This is a genomic window from Paenibacillus piscarius, assembly GCF_022234545.1.
Classification (GTDB): Bacteria; Bacillota; Bacilli; order Paenibacillales; family Paenibacillaceae; genus Paenibacillus_AQ; species Paenibacillus_AQ piscarius.
On the sequence record NZ_JAIEUI010000003.1, the window covers coordinates 83,797 to 102,515 of the forward strand.

Sequence of the window (18,719 nt, forward strand, 5' to 3'; positions counted from 1 at the left end):
GCCTATTCCTCCCCATACCTTCCCACCGCCATCTCCGCCGACATCAGCATACGCTGCTTCAGCTGCTCGCCCTCGGTGATCTTCACGCGGAGGCCCAGGAAGCGGATGCGGGAGAGCAGGAATTCGCTGTCATCCCTCATGTAGTGGACGGTGATGTGGTAGAGGCCGGCGGCCTCATCGAAGGACACGGACTTGTCGAAGCAGGAGAAGGCGGCCAAGATCCGCGACAGCTCAGCATTGTAGACAGGAATGACCTGGATGCAGGCTGAAGCCTTCCGCCCATCCAGTAGGCGGGCGATCCGGGCCTTGAGGCTGTCAATCCGCTTGGCCAGGACCGGTGCGGACCGGACCGAGATGATGTTCGCCAGCTTCGTGGACATGAGTGAGCGCTGCCGGGTGCTGTACCACAGCAGGTACCACTCCCGTTTATACATATTGTACTCCAGCTTATGGGGGAAGCCGGACGGATCGGTCCGTTCCCCGCCATGCTTGATCGCATAGGTAATCTCAATCCCCTGATCCTGCATGATGATGCGGCGCAGCGGGCGGAGCAGCGGATGATAGACCTGGCGCTCCTTGCTGCGGGCCTTCTCGATAATGATCTCTCCCACCTCTATAGAGGCTTCGGCTTCCAGCAGAGAGTTCAGTTTAAGCAAGGTTTCCGGTGAAAAAGCCTCAGCTGCAGCCGGATGCCGCAGCATCGTCTTCAGCCAGGAACGCTCCTGCGAGGTCAGCGCCAGGGAGCCTGCTTCCTCCAGGCGGGAGATGATCTGGAAGTTGAATATTTTCTCAAAGGGATTCATAGTAGCTCTTCATCTCCTTCCATTCCTCAATGAACTGCTTGCGCAGCCAGCGGGGCTCCAGAATCTCACAGCTGGAGCCGAAGCTCCGCAGCCACGGCTTGATCTCAAAAATCTCGTTCACCGTAATCTCATACAAGAAGGTCGTATCAGATTCCTCCGTAATCACGCCCCACTGCCCCTGTGCCTCGACCCGCTCGCGGATAAAGTTGGCCCCGGTCCGTCTGGGGTTGTAGAACCGGACGGCGACCTTCACCGCACGGTTGGTATCGGTTACCCAGCTATGCTCCATCTGGAGCATCAGCTGCTGAAGCCGCAGCGCGAACTCCTCTTCCTCAACAGTCTCACCCTCTTCAATCTGGGTTAGGCCGTCCATCCGCAGCTTTTTGATTCCCGTCCGGCTATGATAGCCGATCAGATACCAGCGCCCATACTGATGATCGTAGACGACACGCAGCGGAAGCAGGCTGTCGCTGACACCCGCCGATTCCCGCGCGAACAGGGGGTTGGTGTTCTGGGAGGTGTAGTTCATGCCTTTTTTGGGCGACAGATAGAGGAACTTGATTCTCCGGCGCTGCTGGATTGCCCCAAAAATCGTATAGAGATGGGCCTCATCCAGAATCCGTGAATGGTAATGGTATTTGTAGCGGTGGGTCTCTGTAGCCTCAGGATTCATCCCCCGTATCCGCAGCGCCTTCTTCAGGTTGTCACGCAGCAGGTAACCCTGAACAGACGGAATCTGCGTATTGGCGATCACATCCACATAATCGAACAGGTCGAGCAACTCGTCATCCGTCAGCTGGTCCAGCAGATCATTGGCGGCCTTGTACCGGTAGGGGCGTTTGTCATTCACTCTTACAATTACGCCGACCTCCTCCAGGTATTTCAGGTCTCCCCGGATCGTCTTCTCGTCCGGCAGCGGCGAATCGGCGGGCATCTGGTCACAGCAGCCGTCATGCAGCTCCTTGGCCGTCAGCTCCTCGCTCTGAAGTGCGGTTAACAGCAGCGTCAGCCGGATGCTCTCCGTCTCCTTCAGCGATTTCGCCCGGAACAGGAACAGGAGCAGCGGATCGGCGGATTCATAGTAATTGTAGCGGAGCCACTCGGACAGCTCGGTGCCCTGCTCTGCGGGCAGGTCCTGCTGTAGAACGGTCACCATCTCTTTGAGGTTGCGCAGCGTTTTGTCATAGGTATGTACGGAAATGCCGAGCCGCTCGGCGAACTGCTGCCTGCTGTAAGCGCCCCCGGCTAACGACAATAAGCGAAGAAACTGTATTTCTTTATCGAAGCTTTCTCTGGCCATATGTATTCCCCCAGCCTGTTATGCAGTCAAGAATTGTATTAGTTAATACCTCTATTAAGCACCAGAGTTGCATGAAATGGAAGATTTTTGTCCGCCGCCATACTTCCACCCTGTTCCTCCTTGGCAAAATGAGGGAAGATAAAGCCAGCGAAACCGACCTGGAACGGAGGGACATCATGAATCCTATAAATACGCTCATCCATGAGCAATTGAAGCAGATTGAACAAGAGGAGCAAGTGACGATCCTCTATGCCTGTGAGTCCGGCAGCCGGGCGTGGGGGTTCCCCTCGCAGGATAGCGATTACGATGTGCGGTTCATCTACCTGCATAAGCCGGAGTGGTACTTATCCATCTGGGATGCACGGGATGTCATAGAGCGCCCGATCAACAATATGCTGGATTTAAGCGGCTGGGATCTGCGCAAAGCGCTGAGGCTGTTCCACAAATCCAACCCGCCGCTGCTGGAATGGCTGCAATCGCCGATCCAGTATGCTGAGAAGTTCAGTGTGGCGGAGCAGCTTAGGGGGATCTCGCCGTATACTTTTTCCCCGAAATCCTGTATGTATCACTACCTGAATATGGCCAGAGGGAACTACCGGGATTACCTGCAAGGGGAGCAGGTCAAGATCAAGAAGTATTTCTACGTGCTGCGTCCGGTGCTGGCCTGCGAGTGGATTCACCGGTACGGGGAGATGCCGCCGATGGAGTTCGAGGTGCTGATAGACCGGCTGATTCCGCAGGACGGACCGCTATGGCCGGTGGTGCAGCAACTGCTGGCCCGGAAGCGCTCAGGCGAGGAGCTGGACCTGGAGCCGCGGCTGAGTGCGATTAACGAGTATTTGGAGGAGAAGCTGCAAGTGCTGGAGCAGGTAGCAGCAGAGTCTCTAAGTACCAAGACGGATAATCGGGACCGGCAGCTTGATGCCCTGTTCCGGGATGCGTTGCAGGAAGTGTGGGGACTGAATTTGTAGAGGAGGAAGACAATCATGGCTATTGTACAACTGAGATCAACGAACCCGCAGCTGAGCTTCATCATCCGCAAGAATCCGCAGAGCGGGATGCAGCTGCGCCCGGTCCGCCAGGGTATCGCCTACGGCTGGTATTCGGATGAGGCCACCTATAATGTGTATTTTAAGGACGCTGACAATGAAATCTCCTATAAAAAGAACGAAGGCGAGAGCTTTGAATACCTCAATGTCTCCCGCTATAACACCCCGCTGTTCCCGCTGAATGCGGTGAATGAGTTCTTCTCGGCCCCGTTCAAGGCGCTGGATACTCGCGATGCGGAGGGGTATGAGCATTCTCTATATATCCAGATGATTCATATCGAGCGGCTGCATTATATAAGATTCTTCGAGCAGCATCTGAAGGACTACACGTTCAAGCTGGAGCATCAGGCGCATAAGAGCTATTCCCTAACCATCACTACGCGCAAAAGCCTCTACCACCTCCTGCATGTGGTCAGCGTGCTGTCGTTGTTCCTGTCGATCTTCGGGGACGAATATATCGATATCTCCGACCGGATTCTGGAGAAATATATCCCCAGCCTGAACGTCATGGATGCCCCCTTCTATATCCGCAGCCTGTTCGCCCGGAATCTCCTGAAGACCCGGGAGCAGTTCAGACGGTATAAGGCCGCCATTGAACATACGGAGCTGTACCCGATTGAGCTGGAGTATGGGGGCACAGCGATGCAGCGGCGCACATATATCTCAGGTCTGCTTCCGTTCGATAAGCCTATTCTGGATATCGGCTGCGGGGAAGGCTTCTACGCTATTCCGTATGCCGGCAAGATTGAGGGCACCTATTACGCGGTGGACATCAACGAGGAGCTGCTGGAGGCTGTGAACCGCAAGGCAAAGGCCAAGGACATCGACAACATCGTGACCTTCCGCTCGCTGGAGCATTTCCTGGAGTCGTACAACGGGGAGCAGGTGGATATTATTTTGACCGAGGTAGTGGAGCATATGAGCGAGGAAGAAGCGGCAGCGCTAATCCGCCAGATCATCCGGGAGGTGGACTTCAGGCAGCTGATTGTGACGACACCGAATGCGGATTTCAACCCTTATTATGAGCTGGAAGGCTTCCGGCATGAGGATCACAAGTGGGAAAAGGGTCAGGCGGCGTTCCAGGAGTGGCTATCGGCCACGCTGCAAGGGCTTGGCGCAGAAGCCGAATTCTCGCTCGTGGGCGACCGGGTAGGCGACATCCGCACCACACAGAGCGCCGTTGTGCGCAGACAGGAGGGATAAACCATGGACATTCAGACGAAGGTACACACGATATTCATGCTGGTGGGCGCGACGGAGTGCGGGAAGTCTACTTTTGCCAAGGAAGTACTGATTCCACAGCTTAAGCTTGCGGACAGCGCTACAGGTCTGCGCACGAATGTGCAGTACCTCTCTTCAGACCTGATCCGTCAGGAGATCCTGGGCTATGATTACGATAAATACGACCAGGTGATGCTGGAGGCCAGCTCGCATACGTTCGCGCTGTTGTTCGAGCGGCTGAAGCGGGTGACCTCCTGGCCGATTAATGCGGAGTTTGTCATTCTGGATACGATTGGTCTCGCCGAAGACTACCGCAGCAAGGTGCGGGCGATTGCCCAGGAGAATAACTACAACGTTGAAGTGATCCTGTTCGATTACCGTAAGCGGGAGGATTATTATGCCTCGGAGCGCTCGAAGAAGCTGATCTCCAGCCACCTGAACCGGCTGCGCCGGGAAGTGCTGCCGGTACTTTCCCGCGAAGGCTATCATAGCATTCATAAGGTGCGGGCCAAGGATTTTCTCCTGGAAGGTGTTGAAGGTACTGAAGGTTCCGGGGAAAAGCGGCCGAACCCGGATTACCGGGTGCATATTCAGGATTGGGAGGCGTATGCCGCTGCCGTGCTTCCGCAGGATCAGGAATACATTGTGGTCGGCGACGTACACGAATGTGTTCAAGAGCTGCAAGGCTTGCTGCGCAGCTACGGTTACAAGATCGAAGAAGGGAAGCTAAGCGCTACGGATAAGCTGAAGCAGACACGGATCATCCTGGCGGGCGACTGGATCGATAAGGGCAAGCAGACCCGGGAGATCATAGAGTTCCTGTATAACAATCAGGAGCATTTCCTGTTCGTCATGGGCAACCATGAGAATTTCGTCTACAAGTACCTGCGGGGAGAGATCAAGGGGACCGAGCCGGAGCTGCTGAGAAGTTATTTTGACTCCACTCAGGTGTTACAGGAAGATGAGGAGCTGTTCCGTCAGTTCTCTGTGCTGGTGGAGCGGGCGAAGCCGTTTTACCGTTATATCGGGATGCATGGTCCTTCCTTCTATGTAACTCATGCGCCTTGCCGCAACAAGTATATCGGGAAGCTGGATACGAATTCGCTGCGCCATCAGCGCAACTTCCGGCTGGAACGCGAATCCGCCTACGAACCGCAGCTTGAATTCCTCAAGGAGGAAGCGGAGGGTAACCATCCGTTCCACCTGTTCGGCCATATTGCCGCGAAGCAGACGTTCCGGATCAAGAACAAGCTTCATCTCGACACAGGGGCAGTGCAGGGGAACGGCCTGACCTCGGTCCGCATCTCCTTCAAGCCGTTCTACAAAAGCCATAAATCCCAGCAGCCTCTATTACAGGAGGATTTGCCGGTTCTGTTCCGCGAGGAGCACAAGGTCTCCCTGCAGGAGCTGGATGCGGAGTCCATGCGCAGACTGCACTATTCCTCGCTTAATAAGGTCAACTTCATCTCCGGGACGATGTCGCCTGCGGATAAGGATGAAGCAACGGGCGAGCTGGAGTCGCTGCGCAAGGGCTTGGATTACTTTGCCGGACGCGGGATATTTGAGGTAGTCCTTCAGCCTAAATACATGGGCTCGCGCTGCACGGTGTACCTGTACCGGGACGTAGAGCAATGCTATGCGGTCAGCCGCAACGGGTATAAGGTCAAAGCTGTCGATCTCACGCCAGTCTACGAAGGGCTGCTGGCCCGATTCGGTAAGTATATGGCGGAGCAAGGCATCCGTGTGCTGCTGCTGGACGGGGAGCTGCTGCCCTGGAAGGCGCTGGGGGAAGGGCTTATTGAACGCCAATTCCAGCCGATAGGGCAGGCGCTGGAGAACGAGCTTGCGTTCCTGCGGGAGCACGGGTTCGAGGAATCGCTCGGAGAGCTGATCCAGGCATATGAAGCCAGCGGGTTCGAGCAGGACCAGCATCATCTGACCAAAGAAGCGCTTAACAAGAGCTACGGCGCTCACGTGTACCAGACGTATAAGCATGTCCGCAGCATCCGGGACTCTTACGTGGGGCTTGACCAGCGGGACGAAGCATACCGGGTGTATAAGCAGCAGCTGGAGCTGTATGCAGGGGATGCAGAGCTGGACTATAAGCCGTTTGCCATCCTGAAGGAAGTGCTGGAGAGCGGGGAGGAACGGATGCCAGAGGGGGTCACCTCGGAGCAATACCGCTTCCTGAATGATGATGAGATTCTGGTGCTGGACCTGCAGGAGCCGGAGGCTTACAGCTTGGCCGAGGAATATTTCGCCGCTATTACGGTTGAGCAGAAGATGGAGGGCATCGTCATCAAGCCAGAGCAGGAGCAGCCGGGTGTGGTGCCTTACCTGAAGGTCCGTAATCCGGGGTACCTGTCCATCATCTACGGCTACGATTACCGGTTCCCGCACAAATATGCCAAGCTGCTGAAGCAGAAGAATATCGTGCCCAAGCTGCGGACGTCCCTGGCCGAGCACCGGCTGGGTAAGCAGCTGCTGGAGGTCAAGCTGGAGGAGATTTCAGCGGACAATGACACCTACAAGCAGATTGCCGCGAACCTGCTGTTCGAGGTGAAGAAGGAGAAGGAGATCGATCCGAGGCTATAAAAGGTTAAGGCAGGCTGCCGGGAAGCTCCGGTGGCCTGCTTTGTTTTGGTCAGAGAACAGTGTCCGTCTGTAGCAGACTTGTTGCCAATAAAGACGGGACGGAAAGCGCGCAGTCGGAATGTGGTCGAAAAACAGTCATGACAAGACAGAGGCCTTGTCACCCCCAGGAATGAAAATAAGTGGTTGGCATCCGTCGCATCCATTCTAAATGAGGCTGTAGTCGTCAACACTTACATATACAAATCAAAGGGCGGAAACGGTTACTGGGACCCACCCCGTTCGAAAAACCGTTCTATTGCGCTTTTCGAGCATCGCCTATTGTAGCCCCCAAAAGTACGTGTATTAAATTACACTCACTCGAGCGCATGATTTGTAAACTGACGATGGAGGATGGTAGGAATGGATGCTGTACGTATGTGTTGCGCCGGTCTGGACGTGCATCAGGAAACCGTTGTAGCCTGCGTGTTAAAAGGACCGATCGAACAGAAACCCCAATATCACCTGAAAACGTTTGGGACGACAACCAAAGAATTGCTAGGCCTGCAAGATTGGCTGAGTGAACACGGCTGCCGGGAAGTGGTGATGGAGAGCACCGGCGTGTTATGGAAACCGGTATGGAACATCTTAGAGGGCAGTTGTGACCTCGTCCTGGCCAACGCCCGGCGGGTCAAGAATACGTCGGGTCGAAAAACGGACATGCAAGACGCGCGCTGGTTAGCGCAATTGCACCGTTGCGGGCTCATTGAAGGCAGTATGGTGCCCGAACAGGACATCCGGGATTTGCGGGATTTGACCCGTTACCGGAGTAAGATGGTGCAGGCGGTGACGGCGGAGAAAAACCGCATTCACAAAATCCTGCAGGATGCCAACATCAAGCTGACCACCTTTATGTCTGATCTCTATGGGGTTACGGGACGGGGCCTGCTCCAGAAGATCATGGACGGTGAGGTCATTGACGAAATGACCATGAAAAGCCTGGTCAAAACCCGTTTAAAAAAGAAAGTGCCGCAGCTACTCGACGCGCTCAATGGCAAGTTGCGCCGTCATCATCGGGAGATGATTCGAGACCACTTGGACCACTTGGTCTATTTGGAGAAAAGAATCACGGAACTGGAAGCTCGAATCGAGGCGAAGGCAGAACCGTACCTGGAGGTGATTGAACAAATTGACTCCATTCCAGGAATAGAGCGGACGTCTGCTGTGACCATTTTTGCCGAAGTGGGGCCGCATGTCGCGGACATGTTCCCGAGTGATGCGCAGTTTGCTTCATGGGCGGGGGTGTGTCCCGGGAACAACGAAAGCGCGGGGAAGCGAAGAAAGTCCAAAACGATGCAAGGAAACAAGCATCTGAAAGGGGCGTTGTGTCAGGCGGCTTGGGCGAACGCTCGCTCCTCGAACCGGATCGGCCAATTCTTTCGACGAATCCGGAAGAGACGAGGAGATAAAAAAGCAAACGTCGCCACGGCGCATTTGCTGATTCGAATTCTCCATGCCCTAATGCGGGAGAAGAGGTCATACCAAGAAATAGACGTCTCACTAGGCGATGAGACGTCCAAGAAAACTCGGTTGGATCGGTATGTGCAATATATCCAGCAATTAGGATATAGCGTGCAACTAAATCCTACCCCATAGTCTTCCCTTTTTTAAAAAAAACGAAACGTTTTTTGGGGGCGGTGGGTCTTTTTTTGTCAAAATCCAGTCTGCGGCGCATTTTCCGGTACTTTTATTTTCGTATTAAACCGACCACATCGGGCCGGGAGAAGGCGCGCAGTCGGAATGTGGTCGAAAAACCGACCACATCGGGCCGGGAGAAGGTGCGCAGTCGGAATGTGGTCGAAAAACCGACCACATCGGGCCGGGAGAAGTAGCGCAGTCGGAATGTGGTCGAAAAACCGACCACATCGGGCCGGGAGAAGTCGCGCAGTCGGAATGTGGTCGAAAAACCGACCACATCGGGCCGGAAGAAAGCGCGCAGTCGGAATGTGGTCGAAAAACCGACCACATCGGGCCGGGAGAAGTCGCGCAGTCGGAATGTGGTCGAAAAACCGACCACAATGGGCTAGGCGGAGACGAGCAGGCCGAATGTAATCGGAAAACCGATCACAATGGGCCAGGCGGAGGCAAGCGGGCTAAATGTAATCGGAAAACCGGCCACAATGCGCCAAGTGGGAGCGTGCGGGTCAGGGTATCCGTGTCATGCCAGGTTAACGCCGCATGTTTTGTTGCACGCCAGTGGGTGTTGCTTAACGTTTACGTCTGAAGATATACACCGCATGATCCTTCGACGGTGGCAGGATCAGCCGGGATAACCGCTCATTCAGCTCCATGCTGAAATGGTTCGCCCGGGTATAGGTATCGAAGTCACCCGTAATCGCAGGGTCTCTGCTGCCAATCACGATGTACATATCGACTGAATTCGAGCTGAACACATGCTTCTCATAATTGTTCTTCGGCACTGGCCAGGAGCAGATGACCACCTTGGGCATATATTTGTTCAGCGCCGCCTTGGCATCGGCCTTCTCTACGTCCTCCGGGTAAGTGATATAGTGTGCCCAACTGTAATCATCCGTTGCAATACAATTTGTTCCGTTGTCCTTCAGGAACCGGGTTAAGGTGCCATCGCCCGCAGCGATCTCCACACACTTCTGATCCCCGATCAGAGCGGACAGCTCTTTGACTAGGCGGCTTGAATAGAAGCAGTAGATGCCTTGCTTGTTTACAAGCGGCATTAACACCTTTTTGCGGATAATCACGGGCCAGAACACCTTGAACAGCGGAAGCGAGACGGGCTTGCGTTCAAGCTTCCGCTTGAAGAGCAGCTTTTGCAGAATGAAGCCATCCCATAGATTGAACTTCACGCTCCCGGAGGAGGTCTCGGTGGATAACGCAAGCTGAAGCTGTTCGATCAGATAAATGGCAAAGCGGGCTTTAATAATATCCGGCAGAAAAGCATCCACCGTTGTCTGATTGAAGCCGCTCTTTAGAATTTTTGATTTGGCTATCTTCGCACTGCTCGTATACTTGCTCAACAGATTATGGATCAGGCCGGATTGCTTATTACTGGTCAGACGCTGTATTTCCCGGAGCACCTCCTCTTTGTATTCGGGGTACTCCCGCAGCAAGGTGCTCGTATCAATTTCGTTCATCAGAATTTGCTGGGCATTGATTTTATTGAATGGTTGCATGGTTCTCTCCCGGTCTAAGTTATAAGTTAACTATAGCAGGATTCTCAGAAAAAACATGTGCCATTGATACGTAATGCCCTGCAATAAGAAACAAAGTGACGGATTCCTGCAAGAAAACGCAGAATGATGGTCAAGACGCTTCCAGGATAATAATATGGGTGTTGAGAGGAGGCAGTGCCAGTTGGAAATCAGATTTGAAGCAGACAGCGGGATGGACCGGGGATGGGCCAAGGTCATTACGCATCCGGCAGAGCAGGAGCAATGGAAGCGCCTTGAAGCTGCCCTTCAGGGCGCAGAGAAGCGGATTACCGTCATCAATGCCAGCAATAACCGCCAGGTCACTCTGGAAGCGGGCAAGGTTGCAGTCATAGAGGCGGAGGGCCGGATGTGCAGTGTGCGGCTCATTACCGGAGAGATGTACCTGCTGAACACGAGGCTGAAGTTCGCGCTGGATGCGCTGGATGCGCCCGGGTTCATCAAAATCAACAACCAGACCATTATCAATACCCGCTACATTGCAGAATTCTCGGCGACCGCTAATGCACAGGTGGAAGTTCTGCTGACGGATAATACCTCTTATACTGTCAGCCGTTACTATATCAATGATTTCAGGAGGAGTTATCATGGCTAATCAGATTAAGCAAGGATTCTTTCAGGTATTCACCCTCACGTCACTCTGGGTCACATTGCTATTAACCGTATTCTTCAGAGATCAGCCGGTAGAAATGCTGTATCTGTGGCGTCTGGCGGGTATCGCGGCTATCGCTGCCGCAGTATTCGGGGTGATGTATAATGTGCTGTGGAATCACTTCACGTTGAAGCCGCTGTGGAATATTCTGATCGGTTCGCTTCTCAGCATTGCCGGCGGGATGGGGATGGTCTGGCTGTTCTCTGTCGAAATGTTCAGGCTTATCTTCGCCTGGTGGCCAGGAATGCTGCTGTTATCCGTGATCCTGCATACGGTTGCGTTCTACTTCTATGCCAGAGCGAACAGCCGGAAGTCGGCGGAGGAATTGAATAAGATTTTGAAGTAGTATGATGTGAAAAAGAAGGAGAGCGCCCGGCGGGGCTGCTCTCCTTCTTCTTATCTCTCTGTGCCGTTCCATTAGAACGGCGAATGTTAACCCATCACCACCAGCACATCGTTCTCTGCCGTCATCCGGGACACCGGAATCAGGTTGCCCCCGATCTCCTCACCGTTGATGACGATGCGGGTAACGCCTTTCTGCACGCCGTTCTTGTTCTCGACCTGGATGTTCAGCTTCTTCCCGCGGAATTCGCGGACCATGGAGAAGTCGGTCCAGTCTGAAGGGATGCACGGGTCCAGACGGAGGCCGTCCTTCTGCGGCTGCACCCCCATGATCCCCTCAGCCAGCGAGACCATCACGGTGGAGGCTGTGCCGGTCAGCCAGTGAACATGAGCCCGCCCCTGATATGGGCTGTCCTTGGATTCCACGAACTGGCCGTGAACATAAGGCTCCAGCTTACGGACCTCCGCATGGTCGTTCATGGTGGCCGGGCTGCAGTTCAGGAAGTACTCAAACGCGCGTTCACCGTTGCCGATCATCGTCTCTGCCAGAATGAGCCACCCCTGCGGCTGGCTGAAGATGCCCGCATTCTCCTTCGTAGAGGCATTGAACAGGGCCATCAGTGCTACCGGCAAGCCATATTTGCGGAATGGCGGATAGAACAGCATCGTGCCGTAATCGGTCCGCAGGTTGTCATAGACCTTGTCCATAGCAAGCTTGGCCTGTTCCGGGCGGGCCGCGCCGCTTAGCACCGACCAGCTCTGCGGGTTCAGCCAGATCCGGCCCTCATCGTTCTCCCAGGAGCCGATGGTATAGTTGTCCTCGGTGAAGCCGCGGACGAACTGGTCGTTCTCCCAGGCATACTTCTGGATATTGCCGTCCAGCTCCTCCAGCAATCCTTGCGCCCATGCCGCATCCTCCGGCTTGTTCTTGTTCTCCGCAATGCCCATGAATACCTTGAAGCCCATGTACAGCTGGAAGGCCACAAACAGCGATTCGCCCTTGGCCCCAAGCCGCAGACAGTCATTCCAGTCGGCATGGAGTCCGACCGGCATCCCGTGTGCGCCCATCCGGTCGAGGCTGAATTGAAGCGCCTGCCGCAGATGCTCATACACTGTGGCTTCGCCGTGATCTGAATAAGGAATGATCTCATCGGTGAAGTCCCAGTTACCGCTTTCATTTAAGTATTTGATTACTGTCGGGAACAGCCACAAGGCATCGTCAGCCCGGTAGTGGGGATGTCCGGTCTCCCGCACATATTCAGGGTCGTCCGGTGTTCCTTCATGGCCCGGGTTATGGTCGAACTTCACCAGCGGCAGTCCGCCGCCGTTAGACACCTGGGCAGAGATCATCAGCCGCAGGCGTTCGAGGGCCATCTCATGGTCCAGATGGATAATGCCCTGGATATCCTGCACCGTATCCCGGTAGCCGAGCCCGTTGCGGAGGCCAGAGTACTGGAAGGAGGCGGCGCGCGACCAGATGAAGGTGATGAAGCACTGGTAAGCGTTCCAGGTGTTGATCATATGATTCAGGTTGCTGCTTGGCGTCTGGACCTGGAAGCGGTTAAGCTTGCTGTGCCAGAAGGTCTTCAGCTCTTCCAGCTCCTGCTCCACGACGGACAGATCCCGGTAGTGGCTGAGGATCTCAGCTGCTCCCTGTTCGTCATACTGGCCCAGCAGGAAGGCGACCTCCTTCTCTTCGCCCGGCTGCAGCTCTACATTCACCTGCAATGCGCCGCAGGCATTGGCATTATAGTTCAGCGAATTGGAGCATTGCCCGTTCTCTACGGAGAGCGGGTTCCCGTAGCTGCGGTAATCGCCAAGGAACGTATCGCGGTCCCCGTCATAACCGGCCACCTCTGCTCCGGCCGCGCCGAAGAATCTCCAGGTCTGCTCTCCTGCGATGTTTTCATTGATGACTTGCAGAATTTTGTCGTGCTTGAAGTAGGTTCGGGAAATAAACAGCGTGTATTGCAGGTTAACGGTATCCTGCTCGTAGTTGTTGTCGTTGGTGAACTCGGCGAAGCCGAAAAGGGCCAGCTTACGCGCCGCAGTGCCGTCATTGCGGATCTTCATACGCCAGACTTCATAGGTCTTGTTCAGCGGTACATAGTATAAGGACTCGGTATGAATGCTGTCATAATCTGAGACGATGTTCGTGTATCCGGTTCCATGATGGCACACGGACTTGTACTGACCCAGATCCTTGCCGACCGGCTGCCAGGAGCCGGACCAGTAATCCCCGTTCTCCAGGTCCTTCACATAGATATAACGCCCCGGCTCGTCCTTGGAGTTGAAGTGGTAGCGGATATGCCGCCCGTTGGCCCCAGATTTCACGAAGCTGTAGCCTCCGGCATTGCCTGAGATAATCGCGCCGTATTCCGGCGAACCGAGATAGTTGGCCCAGGGAGCAGGCGTATTCGGCTTCGTAATCAGATACTCTTTGTTCTTGTCGTCAAAATGACCGTATTGCATAACCATTCCTCCTCATGGTAGATGACAGGCAGGGCTATGAACGCGCGTTCATAGACGGCTGAAAGAGTCCCGCCTGCTTCCATTATAAGACAGCCCGGGGCTGACAATATAGCCTATATTTGAGAAAAAAATAAATAGCAGAATTTTTTCAGTAAGCAGGAGAGACAGCGGCTGATATTGCAGAGTGTCAAGGAAGTTAAAGGATTCGCTTTTGAGAATGTCTATGATTTTTGTCATTAAAAAAGTTGAGTTTTGAAAGAATTTATGTCGAAAAAAGGAGAATTGTAGAGTTACTGTAGAGGCGTGTCGGATACTATTAGAAACTAAGAGATTATTATGCACAATCTGTCTGTAGGTGTTTCGCACGATTTGGTGAACGCCTGCATAGGAGAGGGGGAAAATACAGGTTAAAGGCAAGTGGTCTATGAACCATAGGAAGTGTCGGTTGACCCCATAAAAGTCCCTTTAGATGAGGAGAACACAAAAAGATGACAATATCAAAGAAATGGAAAAAAAGATGGTCCCGCACTCTGGCTGCTTCTTTGTCAGCTGCGCTGGTCGCCGTCAATTTTGCGCTGCCCGGGCCAGTGGCTCATGCAGCTGTAGCGGAGAATGATGGTTCGGAAGAAATTTTCACTTCGAAAGAGTACCGGAACTTCACTAAGGATGGCAATGCAGCTGTAAGCTTAACCTTCCCGGAGCTCTTTATCACCGCAGAAGCGGGTGAAATGATGGCAGGGGCTACGGTTGTTATCAACGGATATAAAACCGGGGACCAGATGACCTTCGCCACATCCGGTACCGGAGTTACAGTTGCCTCCAGCGGGGGTAGCGGAGCTTACATCCTGACAGGCAATGCGTCAGTTGAAGTCTACCAGCAGATATTGGAGACTGCCAAATTTACGATGACCACTCCGGGTGAACGCAGCCTGACCTTCGGTCTCGGACCTGTACTCGCTTTTAATAAGAATGGCCATTTCTATGAATATGTGACGGATGCAAGTGTTAAGTGGCCGGATGCCCGGGCGAAGGCCGAGCTGCGGACCTACTATGGACGCCAAGGATATCTGGCGACGATTACCGACCCGGATGAGAACGCTTTTATTGCGGAGAAGGCTCAAGGAATTGGTTGGATTGGCGGTAAGGACGTAGCTCGTTCCGAGACGAACGGAAGGGCCAATACACGTGTTTTCACCTTGCAGAACAACAAATATAACGGTTACGGCGATTGGCGCTGGGTGACCGGACCGGAAGGCATGCTGCAGTACGAGGGCAAATCCGGCCTTCCTTTCTACAAAGGTTACAATGCTAGCGGAGGCAGAAATGATTCCGCCACGGTGACGGATACCACGTATGGCCTCGGTAGCGGCCATATTATGCACAATAACTGGGATGCAGGAGAACCGAATGACTCTACCTATGAGCACGTAGTGCATATTTTTGCGAGCGGGAAATGGAACGATTACCCGATTGATAACAAAGTAGATGCCTACCTCGTAGAATACGGCGGCATGCCTGACGATGCCGACACCAGCATCAGTACAACCATTACTCTAGTGGACAAAACCCCGCTGAAGCAGGACAACAATACAGCAGAGGGCTATCTTAATCTTGAGCCGCAGGAATATACGAAGGCTTCTCTGGCGGTTCTCAAGGATGCATCAGATGCAGCTAAGGCTGTCCTTGAAGATGACCATGCTTCCCCTGAAGAGATTGAAGCCGCCCGCAAGGGTCTGGCGGATGCCATTGCCGGACTGGTGAAGCAGCCGCCTGTGGCTGACAGCGCCAGCTACACCGAGGGAAGCAACCATCAGGTGTCCATCAAGTTCGACAAGCCTGTCCAGTTCAAAGAGGGCGAAACTGACCCTACGGATGATTTCCGGGTGACGCTGGACGGCAGACTGGTTGATGTTACGAACGCTGTAGTATCAGCCCAGGATCCAAGTGTCATTATTCTAACCTTGGACAGTCCATTGTCCAATGACCCTGTAGTTCGAATCGAATACGATGCCGCGCAATCGGTAATCGAAGCTCAGACGCCGGGAAAAGAGCCGGTTGCGGACTTTACGCTGATCGCGAACGGACCATTCGGGGATTCCTTGCAGATTGAAACACCTGCCAAGGATACTGAGGTATACGGGGCAGACTTCCCGCTCCCGGTAACCGGACAAGCTGCGCTGGACTCAGTAGTTACGGCTGCCGTCTATAAAGTGGACGTTCATCCCAATGCCTATCTGTTCGATCTTGAAGTAGGCATTACGGTAACTGATGATGTCTATAAGTGGGACACCAAGCTGCCGGGACCACTGGCACCGGGCTCCTACCATGTGGCGGTGACTTCTACCAAGACATTCGGCGATGAAGTAAGAAAAGAAACGAAGCTGGTGCCGTTCACTGTGCCGCAGCTGGAATTGACCCATGTGGCGGTAAACGAAGGCCAGCCGGATCACGCGGTGTTGACATTCAACCAGCCTGTTGGCTCTGCGTTGACCGATGCTGATTTCACCGGACTGACCGTCGATGGACGGAAAGTAATTGCTGTGAAGTCGGTGCAGGGCGATAAAGTAGAGGTCGTTCTGGAGGAAGCGCTTGGTCCAGATGATGCATTGGTTGTAGGGTATGACCCTGCTGCCGGTAATGTTACGGCTGAAGGCAATGTCCTGAACGAATTGAAGCCGATTCAGGCAGGCGACCAGTCAGGCATTACGAAGAATAACAATGTGATTCCGCTTCAGCTCGTTGCTGCTTATCCCGAAGAAGGGCAGCTCAAGCTGGTGTTCAATAAGCCAATTAACGACTTGACTGATCTGTCCGGGTTCACTTATGGCGGCGTGCCGCTTAAGGAGCCTTTTGAAATCAACGGTAATGAATTGATTGTTCCCATTCCTTCAGATCATAAGGGCGGTCTGCTAACCTATGATCCGAAGCTGGGAAGTGTGACCGAGAATGGCAATAAGCATAACCCGCTTACGGGATTGCAGCCGGGGATTGATCTCGGCGGAGACGGCAAATATATCGCAGACGGCGGCAAGCTGCCGGAGAACGGTCTGGGATTGAGTGCCGGGGATAAGCCGGTATCCTTAAGTCCAGGCTTCCAGCCGGATGTACCAAGCGGCTATCTGGCAACCGTACCTAATGAGACGGATTCCATCGCCCTGAATCTTGCTCCGGCAGGAGATAACGATACATTGCGCAAGGTAAGCCTGAATGGGGTAGAGGTACCTGACGGTGACTGGAGTAAGCTGCCGCTTCAGGAAGGGCTGAATACGATCCAGGTGGATATTGTAGATGCGAAGAACCCGGGCATTAAGCTGGGACAATACCAGATTCAGGTTATCCGCGCCAGCGGGAAGCTGGTTTCGCTTACGCCTTCCAGCGGCACCCTACAGCCGGAGTTCAAGCCTGAAACAGACAAGTATGAAGCAACTGTAAGCAACAGTGTGTATGAGATTTCCCTTAAGCCGTTTACGCTGGACCCGGGGGCTGAAGTAACGCTCAGCATTGCAGGTGAAGCTCCGGTACAGGTGAAGAGCGGCGACTGGAGCACAGCGCTCCCGCTGAAGGTAGGGAAGAATGAGGTTGTAGTGACCGTCAAGGATTCCGCAGGCGGAACGAACACCTACACCGTGACTATTACCAGACAAGAGCCTGCTCCATCAGGCGGCGGAGGCGGAGGTTCCGCACCGGCTCCAGCAGCTCCTGATACCTCCAAAACTGAAGTGATTCAGGTGGATGTCGCCATCGGCGGAGCGAATGCGGCCGGCATCACCAAAGTGCCGGTACAGCGCACAACGCAAAGCAATGGCACAATCACCGATCTGGTCCGCTTCACCAAGGATAAGGCCGAAGAAGCGGTGAAGAAGGCGAAGGAGACCGGACAGAGCGTCGCCCGTGTGGTGATCCCGGATGCGGCCGACAACGTCAGTGAGGTCAACGTCCAGGTTCCGGCAGAAACCGCCAAATTGCTGAAAGAAAACGGAATTGTGCTGGAGATTTATACGGAGAATGCGATTGTACGTATTCCGAATGAATCTCTGGAGGGAATCACGCAGGACTTCTATTTCCGGCTGGTGCCGGTGAGAAATGCAGTGGAGCGCAGCGAAATCGAGAAGAGAGCTACGCTTGAGGCCGTTGTCCGTGAAGTGGCGAAGGACAACAAGATTGAGGTGGTCGCCAGACCGATGACCATCGAGACGAATCTGTCCAGCCGGGCGGTAACACTGATCCTGCCGCTTAAGGATGTGAAGCTGCCTGCGGGTGAAGCAGAGCGCAACAGATTCCTGGCCCAGCTTGGTATTTTCATTGAGCATACCGATGGCCAGAAAGAAGTGGTCAAAGGCAAGGCAGTTACCTACAAAGAGGGACTGCTCGGACTGGAATTCTCGGTAAGCAAATTCAGTACTTTTACCATTATCAACTTCAATAATCAGGCTGCTGCGCATGAAGCTTATATCATCGGCTTCCCGGATGGTGAATTCAAGCCGGACGAACGGGTAACGCGCTCGCAGATGGCACTCATGATTGCCCGGAATCTGGGCTATGATGCAAGTGCGGCTGTAAGCAATCCTCCCTTCCCGGATGTGGCTGTCCGTCATTATGCAGCGGGAGCTATTGCCTTCGTGAGTGCACAAGGCGTAATGAAGGGGGATCCGGCCGGACAATTCCGCGGCTCTGCGCCGATTACTAGAGCAGAGATGGCGGCTGCTGCTGCCAATTATCTGAAGCTTGCAGTGCCGGCAGACGGTCAATCCAGCTTCAATGATACAACCGGACATTGGGCACAGGGTGTTATTGAAGCGAATGTGAAGGCGGGCCTGCTGAAGGGCTACCCGGATGGCAGCTTCAAGCCGAATGCTTATCTGACCCGTGCGGAAGCGGTAGTAATCGTCAATCAGATGTTTGACCGCGGTCCGCTCTATGGAGCCGATGCGGTGAAGTTCCCGGATGTCTCCAAGAATCATTGGGCTTACCTGGACATCCAGGAGGCTGTGATTGATCATCACTACCAGATAGATGCTGACCAGAGAGAACAGAAAGTTTCAGAATAAAAAAATGGGGGCTGCC

Annotated in this window: 11 protein-coding genes; 7 read left to right on the forward strand and 4 right to left on the reverse strand. The window is 53.9% G+C overall.

What is annotated here, in order from left to right; genetic code table 11:
• Positions 1 to 2: 2 nt before the first annotated feature.
• Both K1558_RS06430 and K1558_RS06435 read right to left on the reverse strand, forming a co-directional pair.
• Entirely contained in the window at positions 3 to 803 is an 801-nt protein-coding gene (locus tag K1558_RS06430; protein ID WP_238650571.1) for a WYL domain-containing protein, read from the reverse strand.
• A complete protein-coding gene (locus K1558_RS06435; protein ID WP_238650572.1) occupies positions 790 to 2,103 on the reverse strand; it encodes a helix-turn-helix transcriptional regulator in 1,314 nt (437 codons plus the stop codon). The genes K1558_RS06430 and K1558_RS06435 overlap by 14 nt, the downstream gene beginning before the upstream one ends.
• A gap of 176 nt (positions 2,104 to 2,279) precedes the next feature.
• Between K1558_RS06435 and K1558_RS06440 the strand changes: the two genes are divergently transcribed.
• The 4 genes from K1558_RS06440 (at position 2,280) to K1558_RS06455 (ending at position 8,600) form a co-directional block, all read left to right on the forward strand.
• A complete protein-coding gene (locus tag K1558_RS06440) occupies positions 2,280 to 3,074 on the forward strand; it encodes a nucleotidyltransferase domain-containing protein (RefSeq protein ID WP_238650573.1) in 795 nt (264 codons plus the stop codon).
• A 15-nt stretch (positions 3,075 to 3,089) separates the two neighbouring features.
• A complete protein-coding gene (locus K1558_RS06445; RefSeq protein WP_238650574.1) occupies positions 3,090 to 4,355 on the forward strand; it encodes a class I SAM-dependent methyltransferase in 1,266 nt (421 codons plus the stop codon).
• Positions 4,356 to 4,358: 3 nt separating this feature from the next.
• Positions 4,359 to 6,968, forward strand: coding sequence for a metallophosphoesterase (locus tag K1558_RS06450; RefSeq protein ID WP_238650575.1), 2,610 nt, complete (start codon positions 4,359 to 4,361; stop codon positions 6,966 to 6,968).
• A 399-nt stretch (positions 6,969 to 7,367) separates the two neighbouring features.
• Complete coding sequence (locus K1558_RS06455) at positions 7,368 to 8,600, forward strand: IS110 family RNA-guided transposase (RefSeq protein WP_238650576.1); 1,233 nt, start codon at positions 7,368 to 7,370, stop codon at positions 8,598 to 8,600.
• A gap of 611 nt (positions 8,601 to 9,211) precedes the next feature.
• Here the strand turns inward: K1558_RS06455 and K1558_RS06460 are convergent.
• Positions 9,212 to 10,153, reverse strand: coding sequence for a hypothetical protein (locus K1558_RS06460; protein ID WP_238650577.1), 942 nt, complete (start codon positions 10,151 to 10,153; stop codon positions 9,212 to 9,214).
• Between the two features lie 181 nt (positions 10,154 to 10,334).
• On the opposite strand from K1558_RS06460, the gene K1558_RS06465 reads away from it, so the two are divergent.
• Both K1558_RS06465 and K1558_RS06470 read left to right on the forward strand, forming a co-directional pair.
• Complete coding sequence (locus K1558_RS06465; RefSeq protein WP_238650578.1) at positions 10,335 to 10,784, forward strand: LytTR family DNA-binding domain-containing protein; 450 nt, start codon at positions 10,335 to 10,337, stop codon at positions 10,782 to 10,784.
• Entirely contained in the window at positions 10,777 to 11,187 is a 411-nt protein-coding gene (locus K1558_RS06470) for a hypothetical protein (RefSeq protein ID WP_238650579.1), read from the forward strand. The genes K1558_RS06465 and K1558_RS06470 overlap by 8 nt, the downstream gene beginning before the upstream one ends.
• Positions 11,188 to 11,273: 86 nt before the next feature.
• On the opposite strand, the gene K1558_RS06475 is transcribed toward K1558_RS06470, so the two are convergent.
• The gene (locus tag K1558_RS06475) at positions 11,274 to 13,655 is read right to left on the reverse strand and encodes a glycoside hydrolase family 94 protein (RefSeq protein WP_238650580.1); all 2,382 of its coding nucleotides are present in this window, start codon (positions 13,653 to 13,655) and stop codon (positions 11,274 to 11,276) included.
• Positions 13,656 to 14,143: 488 nt separating this feature from the next.
• On the opposite strand from K1558_RS06475, the gene K1558_RS06480 reads away from it, so the two are divergent.
• Positions 14,144 to 18,703 carry an S-layer homology domain-containing protein gene (locus K1558_RS06480; protein WP_238650581.1) on the forward strand — a complete coding sequence of 1,520 codons (4,560 nt, stop codon included), beginning with the start codon at positions 14,144 to 14,146 and terminating at the stop codon, positions 18,701 to 18,703.
• Positions 18,704 to 18,719 lie beyond the last annotated feature (16 nt).